The organism is Micromonospora sp. NPDC048871, from assembly GCF_043198155.1.
Lineage (GTDB): Bacteria > Actinomycetota > Actinomycetes > Mycobacteriales > Micromonosporaceae > Micromonospora.
This window is the reverse complement of sequence record NZ_JBICUM010000002.1, coordinates 886063-903038: the sequence shown is the minus strand read 5'-3', so window position 1 is coordinate 903038 and position 16976 is coordinate 886063. Positions and strand designations below refer to the sequence as shown.

The window sequence follows — 16976 nt, the reverse complement described above, 5'->3', positions numbered from 1 at the left end:
GCAGAACGGGTCAGGCGGTGAGGGTGGGGAGGTGGGTTTCGACGACGGGGAGGACCTCGGTGATGGTGATGGGGCGGTTCAGTTCGGCGGAGAGGGAGGTGACTCCGGCGTCGCGGATGCCGCAGGGCACGATCTTGTCGAAGTGGGTCAGGTCGCAGTCGCAGTTGATCGAGAAGCCGTGCAGGGTGGCCCCCTGGGCTACCCGGATGCCGATGGCGGCCACCTTGCGGGCCGGGCCTCGGTCGTCCTCCGGCACCCAGACGCCGCTGCGCCCCTCGACCCGGCCGGCGGTCAGGCCGAACTCGGCGCACACGTCGATCAGCATCTGCTCGACCCGCCGTACGTACGCGACCACGTCGATCGGGTCGGGCAGGCGCAGGATCGGGTAGCCGACCAACTGCCCCGGACCGTGCCAGGTGATCTTGCCGCCCCGGTCCACATCGACCACGGGGGTGCCGTCCATCGGGCGGTCCCACGGCTCGGTGCGCTTGCCGGCGGTGTAGACGCTCGGGTGCTCCAGCAGCAGCACGGTGTCGCCGGACTCGCCGGAGACCACCGCCTCGTGCAGGCGGCGCTGTTCGTCCCAGGCTGCGGTGTAGTCGAGGACACCGGCGCGCACGGCCGTCAGGCCGGAGGTCGTCGTGGTCACGTGATCCAGCCTAGACCCGTACTCGCTGGTCACCTGGGGTGAGCCAGCTCACCCGCGGTCAGTTCTCGCGGACCCGCCAGAGCCAGACGTCCTCGACCCGCTCCGGTTCGCCGAGCAGCATGGTCAGGGTCCGGCGCAGCGCCTCCTCGTCGACCGGCCACTTGGCCCCGTGCACCTCGTCGGGGAGCACCACGGTCTCGATGCGCCAGTGCTCCAGGTCGGCCCGGACATCCTCGCGGGTGCCTGCGGTGACGATCGGGGGCAGGCCGGTGCGGGCGGCCTGGTCGAGCAGGGCGCTGAAGGGCCGGGGCACCGGCCCGATCCGGCCCCGGCCGTCCGGACCGCCGGGCCCGAGGAAGAACCCGGACGGGATCGCGAACTCACCCTGCCGGTTGGCCAGGGCGTACGCCTGCCAGCGCTGCCCGTCGGGGTAGACGTCCAGGGCCAGCGGCACCGGGGTCAACACCCCGCCGGGGGAGACGTACTCCCGCCAGGCGCCGGAGGTGATGAAGCGGGGGATCGGCTCCCGTTCGCTGGTCAGCAGGGGGGTAGGGAACAGCGGCAGCAACGCGGCCACGAAACCCAGGATCCAGGCCACCGCCGCCGGCCGGCGCGGTGGTCGCTGCCGCAACTGGTCGATGGCGTACGCCAGCAGCAGGCCGATCACCGGGGTCACCACCAGGGCCAGCCGGGCGGGCAGCGCGGCGTTCACCACCGGCAGGTGCCCTAGCAGGTCGAAGGGCATCGGCAGGTCGGTACGCCGACCGTCGACCTTCGCCACCGGCCCGAAGGAGAGCACGCTGAAGACCACCGCCAGGGCGCCCAGGGCCCACAGGGTGGCCCGGCGACGCGGATCCGCCCGACGCCACAGCAGCACGAAGCAGCAGAGGGTGAGCACCAGCAGCGGCCACCCGAAGAAGGAGTTCTCCTCGGTGGGGTTCGGTGCCAGCGAGGTACGCAGGCCGGCCTCTCCGGCCAGGGAGCGGCGCGGGAAGGCCGCGTAGGCGGCGATGTCCTCGGAGTGGATCACCGGGTCGAAGCCGGTGCCGTGGAAGCGCTGCGGCCCGGCGAAGTGCAACCACAGGGGGTACGCCAGCAGCACCCCCGCGACCACCGCGGTCACCGCGAGGCCCCGCAGGAAGGACGGCAGCACCGCCCGGGCCTCGGCCCGGTTGGCCGGGTGCAGCGCCCAGACGGCCACGAACAGGCCCAGGGCCAGGGCGGTGAAGAACAGCCCCTCGGCGGCGATCGAGAAGGCGATCGCGACGAGCAGTCCCAGGATCACCCCGTCGCGCAGCCAGTGCCCGGGTCGGCGCAGCGCGAAGACCCGCCACACCAGCAGCGGCACCAGCCAACCGGCGGTCCAGTTCAGGTGGGCGTTGGCGTGCGAGATCATGCCGGGGGAGAAGCCGATGAACAGCCCGCCGACGGCGGCGGCCAGTGGGCTGCGCACCAGGTGCCGGGAGAGCAGCCAGTACCAGGCGATCGCGGTGGCGGCCAGGTTCAGGGTGAGGATCACCAGGAAGGTGGCCGGCGGCCCGATCAGGTACGTCAGGGGGGCGAAGACCACCGCGTACACCGTGATCGAGGTGTTGACCGCCAGGTTCACCCCGTCCGGCACGTTGATCAGGTACGTGTAGAGGGGGTTGTCCCCGTGGCTGACCGCGTGCCCGCCGAAGGCCAGCAGCCATTCGAACAGCGCCTGGTCGCTGGAGTTGACCGTGATCGCGCGACCGTTCGGATCCCGCCACAGCCCACTTGTCACCCAGACGGCGAGCGCCAGCGCGACGAGTGTCACGATCAGGTCGGCGCGACGATCACGGGTGACGGGTACCGGTGAGGTGGGCGCGGACGCCACGGACGGCGAGGTGGGCACCTAGCGGACGTTACCAACCGCGTCCGGACACGCCGGCACCTTCCGGGTGCAAGCCGGGGTCCCACACCCGGACATCGACGAATGTGTGCATCCTCGCCATGTCATCGCCCGGATCCATCTGCGTAACCTCGCGGTAATCATCGGTGATCCAGATCACATTCCTCGGGAGGTCCCGTGCGCCGCATCCGTACCCCCTTCGGCCGGCTGGCCGGCGTACTGGCCGCTCTGGTCCTGGCCGCCACCGCCCCGGTGGCGGCCGCCGTACCCGCCCAGGCGGCCTCCCTGGCCCAGGTCACCGGCTTCGGCACCAACCCCGGCAACCTGGCCATGTACGCCTACCGGCCGGACAACCTGCCCGCCGGGGCCCCGGCCGTCGTGCTGCTGCACGGCTGCGCCCAGGACGCCGCCGGCTACTTCGCCAACTCCGGCTGGCGCAGGTACGCCGACCAGTGGAAGTTCACCGTCATCGTGCCCGAGCAGCGGTCGGCCAACAACTCCAGTGCCTGCTTCAACTGGTTCGAGATCGGCGACACCAGCCGGGGGCAGGGTGAGGTGCTGTCCATCAAACAGATGGTCGACCACGCCCGCTCCCGCTACGGCACGGCCGCCGACCGGGTGTACGTCAGCGGCCTGTCCGGCGGCGGGGCGATGAGCGCGGCCCTGCTGGCCACCTACCCGGAGGTCTTCGCCGCCGGCTCGGTCATCGCCGGCCTGCCGTACCGCTGCGCCACCGGCATGGTCAACGCCTTCTCCTGCATGAACCCCGGGGTGGACAAGACCCCGGCGCAGTGGGGTGACCTGGTGCGCGCCGCCCACCCCGGTCACTCCGGCCCGCGCCCCCGGGTGGCGATCTGGCACGGCACCGCCGACTACACCGTGGCGACGGCCAACGCCGTGGAGTCCCGTGACCAGTGGACCAACGTGCTCGGGGTGACGCAGACCCCGACCAGCACCGCCCAACTGCCCGGCGGCACCAGCCTGGAGGTGTACGGCAGGGACGCGGTACGGCTGTACCGGATCTCCGGCATGGGCCACGGCACCCCGGTCGACCCGGGTACGGCCATGGACCAGTGCGGCACCGCTGCGGCGTACTTCCTGGACACCATCTGCTCGACGTACCGGGACGCGCTCTTCTTCGGCCTGGACGGCGGTGGCACGCCCCCGCCCACCCCCAGCCCGACGGTGTCGCCGAGCCCGACGGTCTCCCCGAGCCCTACCGGTGTCCCGACCTGTGTCACCGCCAGCAACTACGCCCATGTGGTCGCCGGCCGGGCCTACCACTCCGGTGGGTACGCCTACGCCAACGGCTCCAACCAGCGGATGGGGCTCTACAACACCTTCTACACCACCGCCCTGCGGCAGATCGCCCCCAACCACTGGACCATCGGCTGCTGAGCGGAGCCGGGGTCAGTCCTGGAGCCCGGCCCGCAGGGCGCTGGGCAGGTCGGGGTGGCGGAAGCGGAAATCGGCCCGGGTCAGTACGCCGGGCAGGACCCGGGTGCTGGTCAGGGCCTCCTGGGCGAAGCCACCCAGGGCCACCTTCAGGGCCAGGGCCGGGATCGGGATGACGGCGGGACGGTGCACCTGCCGGGCCAGCTCCCGGGTGAACTCGGCGTTGGTGACCGGGGCCGGGCCGACCACGTTCACCGGCCCGGCCAGGTCGGCGCGGGCGAGCAGATAGGTGGTGGCGTTCAGCCAGTCGACCATCGAGATCCACGGAATCCACTGCCGTCCGCTGCCCAGCCGCCCGGCGATGCCCAGCTTGAACGGCAGCAGCATCGGCTTGAGCAGCCCACCCTCGCGGTGCAGCGGCAACCCGGTGCGCAGCCGCACCACCCGTACCCCGGCGTCCTCGGCCGGCCGGGTAGCGGCCTCCCACACCCGGGCCACATCGGCCAGGAAGCCCTCCCCGGCCGGGGCGTCCTCCTCGACCACCCGGTCGCCGGTGTTGCCGTACCAGCCGATCGCGGAGGCGTTCAGCAGCACCTCCGGTCGGTCCGCGGCCGGCAACCCGGCGATGGTGATGGCCAGGGTGCTCGTGGTGTCCACCCGGCTGGTCCGGATCAACTGCTTGTACCGGTCGTTCCAGCGCCGGTCACCCACCCCGGCACCGGCCAGGTTGACCACCGCGTCGGCCTCGGCCACCAGGGCCGGGTCCAGCTGGCCCGCCGAGGGTGACCACTGCCGCTCGTCCGGGGTACGCGGTGGCCGCCGGACCAGCCGGGTCACCTGGTGCCCGTCGGCGACGAGCAGGTCGACCAGCCGGGTGCCGAGGAAGCCGGACGCGCCGGCCATGAGGATCCGCATCCTCATATCTTCCGGTACGCGCAGCAGCCCGACCCTGTCTGGTCGGTCACGCGGCGAAATAGCTTGCGCCCCGGAGGCAGACGCTCCCGGCACCGGGTGCCGAGTCGGGTCGTCCACCGCTCGTCGGATCAGCGCCCAGCCGAGGAAGCGGTCGAAGAGCTGCGCCGGCGCCGAACCGCCGTGCGGGTTGAGCGTGTGCAGTTGGTCGGCCGCGTCGTGCAGCAGCCCGCCCAGGTAGACCAGCAGCGCCACGGGTTCGGTCACCGGTTGCATGTCGTACCTCCAGACAGAAAGTGGCGCCGAGGCGGGCGGGGGCGGCCGGTGCGCAGCCGACCGGAGCCCGGCACCCACCCCGGGCCTGCTGGTGAAGCCCGTCTGTCGGGTGACGGGCATGGGCGGTCACCCGGCCGACCCTCGGGGGAAGCGGTCGGCCGGGCGGTCCTGCAGGACGACCAGCTCCGGTTTGCAGACCTGGGAACCAGTCATTGGGAGCTTTACACGACTTGTTGTGTAAGGCCGGACTACTCCTTGCTTGTCCTACAAAGTTGTTCGTGGTCGAATGGCGGTGCAGACCTGGGAGTGTGTGTATGCCCGCCAAAGCGAAGTGGGCGCAGTTGGCCGATGGGATTCGGGCGCAGATCGAATCCGGCGAGCTCGCGCCGGGAGCGAAGCTGCCGTCGACCGCGCAGCTCAAACAGGAGCACAATGTCTCCGCGACCGTCGTGCGCCAGGCGATTCTCGTGCTGCAGATGCAAGGCTTGGTGGAAGGTGTGCACGGCGTCGGCGTCTTCGTGACCGAGCGTCCCCCGGCGGACTGACAGGATCGAGCTTCGCCTGGCGGACTGACGGGATCGAAGAGTCGAGGGCGAAGCTCCACGGCGCCACCAAGCTGCCTGCACCTTGAACAGTGCTGGCGGCCAGATCTGCCTTCAGCTTTCTCCCGTGTCCGGGACATGTTCCGGTCGGCGCAGCCATGATCGCGCTCGATCTGGGATCGAGTGGCCACGCAGCGACGCCGACGCCACTCGATCCAGGATCGAGCGCGATCACGCGCGTGCGATAGGTCCAGACTGGCCGTATCGCGGGGCCCTCAGCCGGTGCGAAGTGACGACGAGTTCGCCTCGGACTACCGCAAGGGCCTGCGCCACGGCTCCCGTGGATGGTGCTCTCCGCGGGCGCTGCTCGGCCGGCGGCCGTGGGTGTGGTCAGGGGCGGCGTACCGGCTGGACGCGGACCAGGTCCTCCAGTCCGGCGAAGTCGTTCGGATTGGTCGTGTAGAGCGGTAGACCGTTGGCTTGGGCCACTGAGGCGATCATCAGGTCGGCGAGCCGGCGGCGAGTGGTGCGGCCGGTGGCCAGGACCGCGCTGGTGAGCATGCCGAAGGCTCGCGCTGCCTCGGCGTCGAACGGTAGTGGATCAAAGGTGGCCTCGACGTGTTGCAGCACGCTGGTTCGCCGGGCCCGTTCGGCCTGGTCGTCGGCGTGGTGTGGGCCGGCGGACAGCTCCGCGAGCGTCACGGCGCTGATCACCATCTCTTCGGGCAGTTCGTCGGGGTCGAGGGCAGCGAGATGGATGACGATGTTGGTGTCGATCAGGCCCCGGACGGGAGAGTCACCACTCACGACTGAACGGATCCTGGTCAGCCGTCGCGTCGATGTCCCGACGGAACTTCTCGACGTCGAGCACAGGAGCGGTGGCGAAGGCGGCCATCACCTCGGCGCGCGGTACGAAAGTGCGCCGCCGGAGCGGGATCAGCTTCCCGATCGGGGTGCCGTTACGCGTGATGATGAAGGATTCACCCCGTTCCACGCCGCGCATGATCGTGCCCGAGTCGTTGCGCAGCTCTCGCTGTGTGATCTCCCGATGAGCGTGCTCAGCCACGGACAGATTCTAACCCGACGTGCTACAAGGTGCTACAGATTGGTCGCGGGTCGAGATGACGGCGCTCAAGCCACGAGACCACCGCCTCCGTTACCCGACCAGCCAGCCGTCCGCTGACCCGTGGTTGACCCACCGAAAGCCGCCCGGTCCCTGGTGACCTCCTGCGGCATGAGGCACTATGGCCTTCATATCTGTGCAGCTCAACCTGAGATTGGGTACGTGAGTCATGGCGCTGTCTCGTCGCATGATCATTTCGGCCGTGGCCCTCACGGCCGTGGTCGGTTCGGGGGTGGCGTACGCCGCCTGGCCGGACAGCGAACCACCGCCGTACCAGCCGCCGAGCTCTCATGTGGTCCAGCCGGGTGCCCCGGGCCAGGTGGGTAAGACCCTCTCCGAGGAAGAGGTGGCGAAGATTTCGCCACCCAAGTTCACCGCCGCGGACACGATGTTCATCCAGGGCATGATCCCGCACCACCAGCAGGCCCTGACGATGACGGCCCTGGTGAACGACCGTACGAAGAACCCGGACATCAGGCTGCTGGCCAAGCGGATCGACGTCTCCCAGCGGGACGAGATCGCGCTGATGAACCAGTGGCTGGAGGAGCGCAACGTGCCGACCAGCGGGCCGAACGCCGGTCACTCCGGGCACGAGCTGATGCCGGGCATGCTCACCCCCGAGCAGTTCGACGAGCTCAAGCAGGCTCGGGACGCGGAGTTCGACAAGCTGTTCCTCACCCTGATGATCCGTCACCACGAGGGGGCGGTGTCGATGGTGGAGGAGCTGTACGCCTCCGGCGGCGGGCTGGAACCGGCCGCCGACCAGTTCGCCCGGGAGTTCGAGGCCGACCAGAGCATCGAGATCACCCGGATGCAGAAGATGCTGGCCGCGATGCGCTGACATCCTCGCCGTGGTCCTGCTGTCCGAGCAGGACCACGGCGTACCCGTCAGGTCGTTTCCGGCCAGGACCACGGCGTACCGTCGGCTCGGTTTCGGCCGGGGCCACGGCGAGGTGACGCAAAGGCGAGGGGCACCTCGGCTCGAATGGTTTCGAGCCGAGGTGCCCCTCTACTTCAGGAACAGATCAGAGCGAGTTACGGAGGTCCTGGAGGGACTTCTTCAGCTCCTTGTTCTCCGGCCCCCAGACGGCGGCGGAGGCCGCGAGGAGCTGGATCTTCGCCACGAGGCGCAGGTCCTTGGAAGCGGACTTCTCAGCCTGCTGCATGAGCTGGTCCACCACGTGGGCCTGCGTGCGGCTCAGGCTCTTGGCCCGGACCGCCTGGTCGAAGTACGCCCGGGAGACCGCGAAGCTCGGCTTCCACTTGATCTTCGGCTGGTGCTGGGCGTTGAACTCGGGCAGCTTGACCTGCGTAGCCGCCTTGATCTCGGCCGCAGACAGGTGCTCGCTGGGCTTCAGCGCGAACGTGTCAAGGCCGCGAGCCATCTCGTTGCCGAACAGGTTGCCGTTGTACCAGTACACCGACCAGTAGCCGCCGCTGACGATCCGGTCCGGGTTGATCGGGCCGCGGTCGAAGAAGGCGATCTCCTGCGGGTTGGCGGAGTCGGTGAAGTCGAACACCGAGAGACCGCCCTGGTACCAGGCCTGGACCATGATGTCACGGCCGGGGACCGGGATCAGCGAACCGTTGTGCGCGACGCAGTTCTCGGCCAGGGTCTGCGGAACCGGCAGCTTGTAGTAGCTGCGGAACTCCATCTTGCGCTTGACGATGTCGAAGATGGCGTTGGCGCCCCACTCCGGCTGGTCGGTGTCGCGGCAGCGAGCACCGCTACCGCCGCCCCACTCGTCGGTGAAGATGACCTTGGTGCCGTCGTTGTTGAACGTCGCCGAGTGCCAGTACGCGAAGTTCGGGTCGGAGACCTCGTCGATCCGGACCGGGTTCGCCGGGTCCGAGATGTCCACCAGGATGCCGTTGCCCTGGCACGCACCAGCGGCCAGCCCGATCGCCGGGTAGGCGGTGATGTCGTGGCAGGTGTTGGTGTTCGGCGACGGCGACCAGTTGCCACCGGACGGGTGACGCGGCGTGGTCGGGCCGTTCTGCAGGCCGTCGATCCGGCCGGTCGCCGGGTCGGTGAACAGGCGAGCCTCGTTCACCACGGCGGCCTGCTGGGGAGCGGCCAGCGGAACCTTGATGACCTCGATGCGCCAGCGCGACGGGTTGTCACCGTCGGCCGGGTTGTTGTTGCAGCCCTCCATGGTGGTGGCCGGCCGCACCCCGGCGGTACCGGAGTTGTAGATGTAGACGTGCTTCTTGTCCTTCGGGTCCGTCACCACCGTGTGGGTGTGCGAGCCGCGGCAGAGCTGCACCGCGGCGACCTGCACCGGGTTGCGCACGTCGCTGATGTCGAAGATGCGGACGCCCTGGAACCGGGTGCCGACGCTGCTGTTGGTGCCACAGTCGACGCGCCCGCGGGTCTCCTCGACCGACATGAAGACCAGGTTGCCGAAGACCGAGGGGTCACCCTGGCCACCCGGGCAGACCACGCTGGTGACCAGCGTCGGGTCGGCCGGCTTCGAGACATCCATGATGTTGAAGCCGTTGTAGTTGCCCAGGACGGCGTACTTGCCGCCGAAACCGAGGTCCGAGGCGATGAAGGAGCCGGCGCCCGGGTTGTTGGGGTCGACGAAGCCCGCCGGCTTGGGACGGTTGGCCAGGTGCTCCAGGTTGCTGATCGCCGTTTCGGCGTCGAGCCAGCCGGCCCCGAGCCCGACTCGCGGATCGGGCTCCGCAGCCGACGCGGTGCCCGGCAGGGCACCGGCCAGGAGCAGCCCGGCGGCGATCACGCCGAGGACTTGCCGACCCCGGCGGGGCCGAGAGGGGGATCGAAGTGTCATTGCCTGCCTTTCGGTGGAACGACCGACGCGGGGGGTTCCATAAGGAAGGACGCGTCGTGTGCGTAGGACCGTACCGATCACGGGTCCCGCGCCGTCTCCGCCGAACGGGTGAAGAAAACGCCAGGTGGGAGCGCAAGCAGGTGGTTTCCGTCAGGTACCGGAAACAGCCCGGGGAATCCTCGTGGATCATCCGCCATTCGTCGAATGCTCACCGGGGCGCAAGTCGGTGTCTTCCGGACGGCTACCGGGTCGCGGCTCGATGTCTCTCCGGCGGCATTCTGATGTCTTTCGGACAGTCGGGTGTGGAGGGCGGCAGGGTTCAGAGTGTCGTGTCGGGCGGGTTCTCGTGCCAGCGGGCCCGGTAGGCGGCCTCATGGGCCTCGTGCGCGGTCCGCTCCTCGTAGACCACCGCGCGAAGCGCCTGCCGGCCCTCCGTCATCAGCACCACCTCGGCGATGACCAGGCCGAGGCAGATCGCGGTGAGCAGACCCATGGTGACCAGCCCGGGCAGCCTCATGGCCAGCGGAATGCTGGCCGCCAACACCGCCAAGGTGCCGAGCCGCAGCCAGGACAGCGTGCGCAGGGTACGCAGCTGGAACAGCATGTTGCCGGCCAGATAGCAGATCACCCCGCCGTACAGCAGGGGCACGTCCGGGCCGTGCGCCGGCTCGCTGAAGGGCACCCCCGGCTCGGCGATGTCGTGCACGATGCCCTCGGCGCCGAGGGCGAACAGGATGATCCCGGCGATCATCGGCAGGTACAGATACGCGTACGCGTCGCGGGCCATCAGCACCCGGGGCCGGCCCCGGGTGGCGTGCAGGGCGATCCGGGCGGCCGGGCCGATCACGTCGTAGTGCAGCCACCACAGGGCGGCGGTGAAGACGATCCCCAGGATGGCCGCCGTGATCCCCGGCCAGGTGGGCGGCTGGCCGATCAGGTTGCTGCCCAGGCCGATGGAGATCACCGACTCGCCCAGGGCGATGATCAGGATCAGGTCGTACCGTTCGGTCCAGTGCTCCGCGGAGGTGACCTCCCAGCCCCAACTGCTGGCTAGCAGGCCGGTGCCGTACTGGAGCAGGATGACGGTGACCCACAGCCCGTCCCGGATCACCTCGGCCAGGCCCGAGTCGGCGAGCTGGCCGGGCAGCAGCGCCGCCACGAGCAGCAGAACGGTGCTCAGGCCCAGTTCCGGGGCGTACCGGATCAGCTGCCGACGTTCCGCCGGGTTGTCCCGGAGGATGTGCACGAACAGGGCCAGGTGCACGGCGCGGATGACCACGTAACTGACCGCCACGACGACCGGCCCGGCCTGGGTGCCGTGCGAGTTCTGGAAGGCCTGCGGCAGGGCCAGGGCGAACGAGAACAGCGCGGCCATGCCGGCCACCATCAGCACCGGCACGAAGCCTTCGCCGATCCGTACCCGGGTGGCCACCACGGTGTGTACCACCCAGCACCACCAGAGCACCGCCAGCACGAGCAGGGCGTGGAACAGGCTGCGCCCGGTGAGCTCGGTAGCCGTGGTCCGGGCGATGTTGAAGAACGAGAAGACGAACACCAGATCGAAGAAGATCTCGAACTTGTCGACCCGGGCCCCCGGCGCAATCCCGACGGCCGGCCCCAGCCGACCCCGCCGCCCCCTGTCGCTCACCGCCCGAGTTTCCCAAGCTCACCCCACCACCCGCGCCAAAATCCACCCCCACCCCTGCCCCGCACACCCCCGTCCCCGAGCCCGTCGCCGATCTTCTCGTCGATCTTGCACTTTTGGTCGCCGCATAAGGGGTGCATGCCGACAATTCGGCGACCGAAACTGCAAGATCGACGGGGCGGGCTGGTCCGGGCTGGTCCGGGCGAGGCGGGAGGGGGAGGGTGGGGGAGGGAGGGGGACGGACGTGGAAGGGCGCCCCCGGTGAACCGGGGGCGCCCTTCGTGGTGGGTCAGAGGCCCAGTTCGGCCTCGAAGTTGCCGGCCTCGAGCCGCTCCTTGACCGCGGTCAGGAAGCGGGCCGCGTCGGCGCCGTCGATGATGCGGTGGTCGTACGACATGGCCAGGTAGACCATCGAGCGGACCGCGATGACCTCGCCCAGTTCGGGGTCGTTGACCACGACCGGGCGCTTGACCACGGCACCCGTGCCGAGCATCGCCGACTGCGGCGACGGCACGATCGGGGTGTCGAACAGCGCGCCCCGGCTGCCGGTGTTGGTCAGCGTGAAGGTCGCACCGGCGATCTCGTCCGGGCTGATCTTGTTGGTCCGGGTGCGCTCGGCCAGGTCGGCGACGCGCTTGGCGATGCCGCCCAGGTTCAGGTCACCGGCGTTGTGGATGACCGGCACCAGCAGGCCCCGCTCGGTGTCCACCGCGATGCCGAGGTTCTCGGCGTCCGGGTAGGTGATCGTGCCCGCGTCGAGGTCCATCTGGGCCTGCACGATCGGGTACGTCTGGAGGGCCTCGATGGCCGCCAGGGCGAAGAACGGCAGGAAGGACAGCTTGACCCCGTGCCGCTGGAGGAAGGAGTCCTTGGCCCGGGCCCGCAGCTTGGCGACCTTGGTGACGTCCACCTCGACGACCGTGGTCAGCTGCGCGGTCTCCTGAAGCGACTGGTGCATCCGCTTGGCGATGGCGGCCCGGATCCGGGGCAGCTTCTCGGTGGTGCCCCGCTTGGCGCTCGGCTGCGGCTTGGCGGCCGGCTTGGCCTGAGCGGCCGGGGCCGGGGCCGGCTGGGCTGCGGCCGGAGCAGGTGCGGCCTTGGCGGCACGGGCCTTCTCCGCCGCGTCCAGCACGTCCTGCTTGCGGATCCGGCCACCGACACCGGTGCCGTTGACCGTGGCCAGGTCGACCCCGTGCTCACTGGCCAGCTTGCGCACCAGCGGAGTCACATAGCCGGCCGCCTCGCCGTTGGCGCTGGGCGCCGGGGTGGGCTGGGCGGTCGGGGCCGGGGGAGTGGCGGCCTGCTCGGCCTTGGCCGGCTCCGCCGAGGTCTCGGCCTCCGCGGCCGGCTCGTTGTAGGAGACACCGGGCGTCGGCTCGGAGACCCGGGACTCCGGCTCGGCCTTCGGCTCCGGCTTGGCTTCCGCCTGCGGCTTCGGCTCGGGCTTGGCCTCGGCGGGGGCGGCACCGGCAGTGCCGACCACGGCCAGGGTGGCGCCGACCTCGGCGGTCTCGTCCTCGGCGACCTTGATCTCCAGGACGGTGCCGGCCACCGGCGAGGGGATCTCGGTGTCGACCTTGTCGGTGGAGACCTCCAGCAGCGGCTCGTCCACCTCGACGGTCTCGCCGACCTGCTTGAGCCAGCGGGTGACCGTACCCTCGGTGACGCTCTCGCCCAGCGCGGGCATCTGCACCGGGGTGCCCTCGCCCGATCCGGCGGCGGCCGGGGCCGGCTGCTCGGCCGGCTCCTCGACGGCCGACTGCTCCGCCTCGGCCTGCGGCTGCGCGGCAGCCTCGGCGGCCTGCTCGGCGGGGGGTGACTCCTGGTGCTCGGCGGGGGCCTGCCGCTCGGAGGGGCCACCGGCCGACTCGCCCTCGCCGGAGATCACCGCGAGTTCGCTGCCGACCTCCGCCGTCTCGTCCTCGCCCACCACGATGCGGGTCAGCACGCCGGCGGCCGGGGACGGGATCTCGGTGTCGACCTTGTCCGTGGACACCTCGAGCAGCGGCTCGTCGACCTCGACGGTGTCACCCTCCTGCTTGAGCCAGCGCGTGACGGTGCCCTCGGTGACGCTCTCGCCGAGCCGGGGCATGGTGACCGATACCGGCATGTTCTCCAGACTCCTTCATTTCCCTGGTGGGGGGATCATCGCCCGTCGCCGGACGCCGCGGATTACCTCGTGGTCAGGCGTGTGCGTGCAGCGGCTTGCCGGCGAGGGCCAGGTGCGCCTCGCCCAGAGCCTCATTCTGCGTCGGGTGGGCGTGCACCAGCTGCGCGACCTCACCCGGGTACGCCTCCCAGTTGTAGATCAGCTGCGCCTCGCCGACCAGCTCGCCGACCCGGGCGCCGACCATGTGCACGCCGACCACGGGACCGTCGGCGACCCGGACCAGCTTGACGAAGCCGGTCGTCTTGAGGATCTGGCTCTTGCCGTTGCCGCCGAGGTTGTAGTTGTAGGTCTTGATGTTGTCGGCGCCGTACTGCTCCTTGGCCTTCGCCTCGGTCAGGCCGACCGAGGCCAGCTCCGGGTCGCAGTAGGTGACGCGCGGGATGCCCGCCTCGTCGATCACCGCCGGGTTCTGCCCGGCGATCTGCTCGGCGACGAAGATGCCCTGCTGGAAGCCCCGGTGAGCGAGCTGGAGGCCGGGCACGATGTCGCCGACGGCGTAGACGTTCGGCACGCTGGTGCGCAGCCGCTCGTCGGTCAGCACGTAGCCGCGGTCCATCTTGACGCCCTGCTCCTCGTACCCGAGGTTGGCGGTGTTCGGGCCCCGGCCGACGGCGACCAGCAGCAGCTCGGCCTCGACGGTGTCGCCGCCGGCGATGGTCACCTTGACGCCGTTGTCGGTCTTCTCGACCTTCTCGAACGGCTTGCCGACCTTGAAGTTGATCTTCCGCTTGCGGAAGGCCCGCTCCAGGGCCTTCGAGGACTCCTCGTCCTCGGCGGCGACCAGGCGGGGCAGCGCCTCGATGATGGTGACGTCCACCCCGAAGGACTTCCACACGCTGGCGAACTCCACGCCGATCACGCCGCCGCCCAGCACGATCGCGGAGCTGGGTACCCGGTCCAGGACCAGGGCGTGGTCACTGGTGATCACGCGCTCGCCGTCGACCTCCAGGCCCGGCAGGCTCTTGGCGTACGACCCGGAGGCCAGCACGATGTTGCGGCCGGTGTACCGCTTGCCGTCGACCTCGACCGCGTTCGGCGCGACCAGCTTGCCGGCGCCCGCGATGAAGGTGATGGCCTTGTTGCCGGTGACCAGACCCTGCAGGCCCTTGTAGAGCCGGGAGATCACCCCGTCCTTGTACGAGTTGACCGCCGCCATGTCGATGCCCACCAGCTCGGCCTTCACACCGAACTGCTCGGACTCGCGGGTCTGGTCGGCGATCTCGGCGGCGTGCAGCAGCGCCTTGGTGGGGATGCAGCCGTTGTGCAGGCAGGTGCCGCCGAGCTTGCCCTTCTCCACCAGGGCCACCGACAGGCCCAGTTGGGCGGCGCGCAGCGCGGTCGCGTAGCCGCCGCTACCACCTCCGAGGATGACGATGTCGAAGGTTGCGTCGTTCGGCTCGCTCACGTTCAACTCCCAGGTCGCTTCGCTGCATCGGGGGTCACGGCGGGGTAACAGGGATACACCCCACCTCGGCCATCTTGTCACCACCGGGTCGAGAGCGCGTACCGAGGTGCCCAATGACACGTTGGTGCCACGTACCCTTGGCACTGCCTTCGATGACGCGGACAGGTGGGGAGACGGCTCAGTGGGACTGTTCCGGCGACGCAAGCGGGCACGAGCGGCCGAACCCGACCGTACGGCCAATCGCGCCGATCTGGAGCATCTTGAGAACTTTGTCCGGACCCGCAAAGGGGTCGAGGCGTACATCGAGCCGCGTACCACGGTTACCGAGACCACTGTCATCCTGATCGCCGACGACGGCGAGTGGACCCGGCGGCGGATCAACGGGCCGGACGGGGCGCGGCGCTTCGCCTACCGGCTGAGCATCCCGGTCTACGACGTGGCGCTGATGGGCTACCCGCAGCGCATGCGGGACTACAACGAGCGCCGCAAGCGCCGCCCGGAGCTGTACTGACCGACATGTGACAGGGCCCCCTGCCCGGCGCGATGCGTCGAGCAGGGGGCCCTTCTCGCAGCTCAGCCGTTGGCGGCGATGTCCTCGATCAGGTGCAGCAGGGTGCGCACCGGTACCCCGGTGCCGCCCTTGGTCCAGTAGCCGGTGGCCTCGCCGGAGTGGTAGGCCGGGCCGGCGATGTCGATGTGCGCCCACGCCACCTCGTCGGTGACGAACTCGCTGAGGAACACCCCGCCCTGCAACATGTGCCCGGCCCGCTCCATGCCCGCGTTGACCTGCGAGATGTCGGCTACATCGGAGTTCATGCCCTTGCGTACGTCCTCCGGCAGCGGCATCGGCCAGGCCGGCTCGCCGACGGTGTCGCCGGCGGTACGGACCCGCTCGCACAGCTCCGGGGTACCCATCACACCGGAGATCCGCTTGCCCAGCGAGACCACCTGCCCACCGGTCAGGGTCGAGGTCTCGAAGAGGTAGTCGGTGCCGTCCGCGCAGGCGCGGGCCATCGCGTCGCCGAGGATCATCCGGCCCTCGGCGTCGGTGTTGAGCACCTCCACCTTCTTGCCGTTGAACATGGTGATCACATCACCCGGCCGGTACGAGGTGCCCGAGGGCATGTTCTCCGCCATCGGCACGTACGCGGTCACCGCCACCGGCGGCTTCAGGTCGGCCACCGCCAGCATGGTCGCGGCCACCGCCGCCGCCCCGGCCATGTCGGACTTCATCTCCCACATGCCCTGAGCCGGCTTGATCGAGATGCCGCCGGTGTCGAAGGTGATGCCCTTGCCGACCAGCGCCACCCGCTTGCCGGTGCCACCCCCGGCGGGGGTGTAGGTCAGCTTCACCAGCCGAGGCGGAGCCTCCGAGCCCTGCCCGACCGCGATGATGCCGCCGTATCCCCCCTCGCGCAGCGCTACCTCGTCGAGCACCTCCACCCCCAGCCCGGCAGCCCGGGCGGCCTCGGCGACGGCCTCGGCGAAGACCGGCGGACGCTGATCGTTCGGGGCGGTGTTGACCCAGTCCCGGGTGACCCGCACCGCGTTGGTCACCGCCACGGACCGGTCCACCTCGGCCCGGGCACCGGCGTCCGCGGCGTCCGGCACGGCGATCAGCACCTCGGCCACCGGCTCCCGCCGGGCCGGCTGCGGCCGGGTCTTGTAGCCGGCGAACCGGTACCCACCCAGCAGCGCCCCCTCGGCGACGGCACGCACCGCGGCACACGCGTCGGCGTCGTCGGGCAGCGGCAGGGCCAGCGCCACCTTCGTCGCACCGGCCAGGGCCCGTACCGCCGCCCCCGCGGCCCGGCGCAAGGTCTCCGGGGCCGGCGCCGCACCGCTGGGCTCCGGGCCGAGGCCGACCGCGGCGATCACCGGGGCGGTGATGGTGCCCAGGGTCGCCAGCTTGATCACCTCACCCGGGCCGCCGGTCGTGCCGAGCAGCGCCAGGGTCTCGGTCAACTTGCCGTCGAAGGCGGCGGCGATGCTCTCCGCGCCGCTGGCGAGCAGCAGCCTGCCGGCGGGACCGGTGGTGGCGTCCTCGCCGGTCGTACTGTGCACACCGATCACGATCGCGTCGACGGCGAGTTCGGCGGGGTCGGTGTCGACCAGGCTCAGGGTGGTGCTGGACGATGTCACGGAAGCTGCTCCCGGGCAGGCCGGGCCGGTCGCATCGTGGCGTACCGGC

At 70.3% G+C, this 16976-nt stretch carries 14 protein-coding genes; 4 read left to right on the top strand and 10 right to left on the bottom strand.

What is annotated here, in order from left to right:
• Nucleotides 1-10: 10 nt before the first annotated feature.
• Both lipB and ACGFIK_RS08610 read right to left on the bottom strand, forming a co-directional pair.
• A complete protein-coding gene (gene lipB / locus ACGFIK_RS08615) occupies nucleotides 11-649 on the bottom strand; it encodes a lipoyl(octanoyl) transferase LipB (RefSeq protein WP_327024729.1) in 639 nt (212 codons plus the stop codon).
• Nucleotides 650-707: 58 nt separating this feature from the next.
• Nucleotides 708-2525 carry a DUF2079 domain-containing protein gene (locus tag ACGFIK_RS08610; RefSeq protein ID WP_393338445.1) on the bottom strand — a complete coding sequence of 606 codons (1818 nt, stop codon included), beginning with the start codon at nucleotides 2523-2525 and terminating at the stop codon, nucleotides 708-710.
• 174 nt (nucleotides 2526-2699) lie between these two features.
• On the opposite strand from ACGFIK_RS08610, the gene ACGFIK_RS08605 reads away from it, so the two are divergent.
• Nucleotides 2700-3920: a PHB depolymerase family esterase gene (locus ACGFIK_RS08605; protein WP_327024731.1), complete on the top strand. Its 1221-nt coding sequence runs from the start codon at nucleotides 2700-2702 to the stop codon at nucleotides 3918-3920.
• A gap of 12 nt (nucleotides 3921-3932) precedes the next feature.
• Here ACGFIK_RS08605 and ACGFIK_RS08600 read toward each other — a convergent pair whose 3' ends face one another.
• The gene (locus ACGFIK_RS08600) at nucleotides 3933-4832 is read right to left on the bottom strand and encodes a TIGR01777 family oxidoreductase (RefSeq protein WP_327027024.1); all 900 of its coding nucleotides are present in this window, start codon (nucleotides 4830-4832) and stop codon (nucleotides 3933-3935) included.
• A 587-nt stretch (nucleotides 4833-5419) separates the two neighbouring features.
• Here ACGFIK_RS08600 and ACGFIK_RS08595 point away from each other — a divergent pair.
• Nucleotides 5420-5650, top strand: a complete 231-nt coding sequence (locus tag ACGFIK_RS08595; RefSeq protein WP_327024732.1) for a winged helix-turn-helix domain-containing protein — start codon at nucleotides 5420-5422, stop codon at nucleotides 5648-5650.
• Nucleotides 5651-6037: 387 nt separating this feature from the next.
• Here ACGFIK_RS08595 and ACGFIK_RS08590 read toward each other — a convergent pair whose 3' ends face one another.
• Nucleotides 6038-6454, bottom strand: coding sequence for a type II toxin-antitoxin system VapC family toxin (locus ACGFIK_RS08590; protein WP_327024733.1), 417 nt, complete (start codon nucleotides 6452-6454; stop codon nucleotides 6038-6040).
• A complete protein-coding gene (locus ACGFIK_RS08585; protein WP_327024734.1) occupies nucleotides 6444-6713 on the bottom strand; it encodes a type II toxin-antitoxin system prevent-host-death family antitoxin in 270 nt (89 codons plus the stop codon). Before ACGFIK_RS08585 ends, ACGFIK_RS08590 begins: the two co-directional genes overlap by 11 nt.
• 259 nt (nucleotides 6714-6972) lie before the next feature.
• Between ACGFIK_RS08585 and ACGFIK_RS08580 the strand changes: the two genes are divergently transcribed.
• Nucleotides 6973-7611, top strand: coding sequence for a DUF305 domain-containing protein (locus ACGFIK_RS08580; protein WP_327024735.1), 639 nt, complete (start codon nucleotides 6973-6975; stop codon nucleotides 7609-7611).
• Nucleotides 7612-7795: 184 nt separating this feature from the next.
• Here the strand turns inward: ACGFIK_RS08580 and ACGFIK_RS08575 are convergent, their stop codons facing one another.
• The 4 genes from ACGFIK_RS08575 to lpdA form a co-directional block, all read right to left on the bottom strand.
• A complete protein-coding gene (locus tag ACGFIK_RS08575) occupies nucleotides 7796-9565 on the bottom strand; it encodes a hypothetical protein (protein WP_327024736.1) in 1770 nt (589 codons plus the stop codon).
• A gap of 319 nt (nucleotides 9566-9884) precedes the next feature.
• Complete coding sequence (locus ACGFIK_RS08570; RefSeq protein ID WP_327024737.1) at nucleotides 9885-11213, bottom strand: low temperature requirement protein A; 1329 nt, start codon at nucleotides 11211-11213, stop codon at nucleotides 9885-9887.
• 286 nt (nucleotides 11214-11499) lie between these two features.
• Nucleotides 11500-13320: a 2-oxoglutarate dehydrogenase, E2 component, dihydrolipoamide succinyltransferase gene (sucB, locus tag ACGFIK_RS08565; protein ID WP_393338441.1), complete on the bottom strand. Its 1821-nt coding sequence runs from the start codon at nucleotides 13318-13320 to the stop codon at nucleotides 11500-11502.
• Between the two features lie 73 nt (nucleotides 13321-13393).
• Nucleotides 13394-14785 (bottom strand): dihydrolipoyl dehydrogenase, encoded by a 1392-nt coding sequence (gene lpdA, locus ACGFIK_RS08560; protein ID WP_327024739.1) that lies wholly within the window; start codon nucleotides 14783-14785, stop codon nucleotides 13394-13396.
• Nucleotides 14786-14966: 181 nt separating this feature from the next.
• Between lpdA and ACGFIK_RS08555 the strand changes: the two genes are divergently transcribed.
• The gene (locus tag ACGFIK_RS08555) at nucleotides 14967-15296 is read left to right on the top strand and encodes a hypothetical protein (RefSeq protein ID WP_327024740.1); all 330 of its coding nucleotides are present in this window, start codon (nucleotides 14967-14969) and stop codon (nucleotides 15294-15296) included.
• Nucleotides 15297-15358: 62 nt separating this feature from the next.
• Here the strand turns inward: ACGFIK_RS08555 and ACGFIK_RS08550 are convergent, their stop codons facing one another.
• Nucleotides 15359-16927 (bottom strand): leucyl aminopeptidase, encoded by a 1569-nt coding sequence (locus ACGFIK_RS08550; RefSeq protein WP_327024741.1) that lies wholly within the window; start codon nucleotides 16925-16927, stop codon nucleotides 15359-15361.
• Nucleotides 16928-16976: the final 49 nt, after the last annotated feature.